General features: G+C 65.8%; 3 protein-coding genes and 3 pseudogenes. All 6 read right to left on the reverse strand.

The features are described from left to right. Positions 1-194, reverse strand: a pseudogene (locus NW75_RS21195) (GIN domain-containing protein); the annotation flags it as partial. A 43-nt stretch (positions 195-237) separates the two neighbouring features. Further along, positions 238-981, reverse strand: coding sequence for a head GIN domain-containing protein (locus tag NW75_RS21200; RefSeq protein ID WP_033967380.1), 744 nt, complete (start codon positions 979-981; stop codon positions 238-240). Between the two features lie 124 nt (positions 982-1105). Next, a pseudogene (locus tag NW75_RS21205) lies at positions 1106-1638 on the reverse strand (CarD family transcriptional regulator). A 243-nt stretch (positions 1639-1881) separates the two neighbouring features. Then, the gene (gene fdxA, locus NW75_RS21210; protein ID WP_033967381.1) at positions 1882-2223 is read right to left on the reverse strand and encodes a ferredoxin FdxA; all 342 of its coding nucleotides are present in this window, start codon (positions 2221-2223) and stop codon (positions 1882-1884) included. A gap of 33 nt (positions 2224-2256) precedes the next feature. Next, positions 2257-2559, reverse strand: coding sequence for an RNA-binding S4 domain-containing protein (locus NW75_RS21215; RefSeq protein ID WP_033967383.1), 303 nt, complete (start codon positions 2557-2559; stop codon positions 2257-2259). A gap of 25 nt (positions 2560-2584) precedes the next feature. Further along, positions 2585-2890, reverse strand: a pseudogene (locus NW75_RS21220) (helicase-related protein); the annotation flags it as partial.

Genomic DNA, 2890 nt, shown 5'->3' on the forward strand with positions numbered 1-2890 from the left:
CTCGCGACATGGACATCGACCGCGTCGGGCGCGCCCGTGATCCGTGCGCCCGGCCCGGCGCGCGTCGCCAAATGCACCTCGAACGGGCCGTGCACACGGACCCGATCGAATTGGGTGACAAAGGCCGTGCGGTCCGCCGCCTCAAGCGGGGCGGCGACGGCAAGCAGCGGCAAGGCAAGCGCGAGACGGTTCATCGCCGCCGAGCATCCCCGCTCGGGCCGCGCCATGCAAGCCCGATCAGCCGCCGCAATGCACCTCGCCCGAGCCAATCTTGGTGGTAGCGCATTTGGCGCCACGGCCAAGATCGACATCGCCCGACCCCACGATCGACACCGCCGCGCTGCCGACGACCTCGGCCCGGACATTGCCCGATCCCGCCACCGACACGGTCGCACCCCGCGCCTTCAGGCCGTTCGCCGTGACATTGCCCGATCCGGCGACATCGACGGTCAAGCGATCGACCGCGCCTTTCGCGGCGATATCGCCCGACCCGGCGATCGACAGTTTGGCGTGCGGCACTGTCAGCAACGCGATGCTGAGATTGCCCGAGCCTGCGCTGTCGCCGTCGAAATCGCCCCCCGTTACGCGATCGATCGCCAGATTGCCCGATCCCGCGATTTGTGCGGCGGCGATGCGCGGCATCGTCACGAACACCTTGACGCTCCGATGCTGGCCACCCCAACTGAAGCCGCTATTGGGCTTGCGCCCGACCCGGAGCATGTCCCCGACGCGCTCGATCTTGAGCTTGTCGAGTTCGGCGCTCGGGCCCTCGGCGCGGACCGAGAAAGCCGGGCCGACGCGCACATCGACATCATCCGATCCGCGCAGCGCGACCCCCGTGAAACCGGTGATCGCGAAGGTCCGTGCGGTACCGGTGCCCGCAGCGGAAGCGCCGGGGCCGCCATCGTCTCCATCAACCGAGCAGGCCGCCAATGGGGCAGCGGTCAACAGCAAAGCGGGGAGCAAGAGGATGGCGCGCATAAGGGTCTCCTGTGTGTTGCCGTAACAATACACCCCTGGATCGCGCGCGCAACAAAAAAGGGCGGCTGTCGCCAGCCGCCCTTTTTCGAGATTCCGTCGCCAATGCGAATCAGGCCGGGGCGGATCAGGCCGGGGCCTTGTCCTTATTGTGGATCGCGGCGGCCTTGCGCAGGATTTCGAGGATCTTTTCCTGTGCGGTCGGCTCGTCGACCTGCTCCATCGCGGCGAGTTCGCGGGCGAGACGGCTGGTCGCGCCTTCGAAGATCTGCCGCTCCGAATAGCTTTGCTCGGGCTGGTCGTCGGCGCGGAACAGATCGCGGACCACTTCGGCAATCGACACGAGGTCGCCCGAATTGATCTTGGCCTCATATTCCTGGGCGCGACGCGACCACATCGTGCGCTTGACGCGGGGCTTGCCGGTCAAGGTTTCGAGCGCTTCACGCAACGTCTTGTCGCTGGACAGCTTGCGCATGCCAACGCTTTCGGCCTTATTGGTGGGAACGCGCAGCGTCATGCGTTCCTTTTCGAAGCGCAGGACATAGAGTTCGAGTTGCATCCCGGCGATTTCCTGCCGTTGCAGTTCGATCACACGGCCAACGCCGTGCTTGGGGTAAACGACATAATCGCGACGTCGAAGGACAGCGCCTTGGCAGCCATTCCGTAAGACCTTTCTGTGGACCGGGATTCCCGGGGCAGCGCGTCCGCAGCAGCAAGGCTGAAGAGGCGCATGCAGGGTTTTGAGTGTATACGTCTCCGTGCCGGATTTGCGCGCGACGGCGCTTCCGTACGATCCTTTTAACAGAGTCGTAATAAAATTACCAGCCAAACGTCGCTCCATGCGCGGCGTTAACGCTCAAAGGCGTGGCGGGTTGCCTATCCTGCTACCCATTTTGGGACGGATCAGTCGCCCGCGCCGGGCTCGGCCGAGAAATATTTGTCGTACTTGTCCGCCTCGCCCTTATGCTCATCGGCATCGGCGGGGGTCTGGTCGGCCTTGCGCGTGACGTTGGGCCATTGCGCGGAGAAGGTCGCGTTCAGCTCCAGCCAGGTCTCGACGTCCTTTTCGGTGTCGGGCAGGATCGCTTCGGCCGGGCATTCGGGCTCGCACACGCCGCAATCGATACATTCGCTGGGGTTGATGACGAGCATGTTCTCGCCCTCATAGAAGCAATCGACCGGGCACACCTCGACGCAATCCATGTACTTGCACTTGATGCAGGCATCGGTGACGACGTAGGTCATTGAAACACTCCCGGAGCAACGAACCGGTTGCTGCTATGCCCGAGCGCTTCCGCCGTCAACGCCTGCGCGCATGGAAGGCGCATTTTCGAGCAGGTCGACATAGCAAGCGCGGGCTTCGTCCGCCGGACCACGGCGCAGCGGCAGCGCCTCGACGCGCAACGCGCGAACGCGTCCGCCAGGGGTGACGAACGCAATGACACAGCCAATGCGCACCGGCGCGGCGGGCTTGTCGATCGCGCGGCCATCGAGCCGAACATGCCCGCTTGCCGCCATCGCCTGTGCCAGGCCGCGCGTCTTGGCGATCCGCGCGAACCACAAGAAGCGGTCGATCCGCATCATGCCCTGCGTCGCCGCCAAGCGGTTACACCGCCAGATCCGCCAAAGCGGCAAACGCCCCGGCCATGGCGGTGTCGCGCGGCGGCGGCGTGGCGCGCACCGTCGGCAGACCGCGCCAGGTCCACAAGGCCGCCGTATCGGACCCCGGGGCCGGGCGGAACCCGAACCCGGCCATCAGCCGCTCAAGCGTCGGGCGTGTCAGCCCCATCGACAAAGCGAGCGCGGAATCAAGCGCGAACGGCTTGCGACCCGACGCCCCGCGCGCGTCATGCGCGGCGCGCGCGATCCGCTCGACCAGATCGATCCGCACCGCTGTGCTGCGACCGGCGCA

Source organism: Sphingomonas sp. Ant H11, from assembly GCF_000797515.1.
Lineage (GTDB): Bacteria > Pseudomonadota > Alphaproteobacteria > Sphingomonadales > Sphingomonadaceae > Sphingomonas.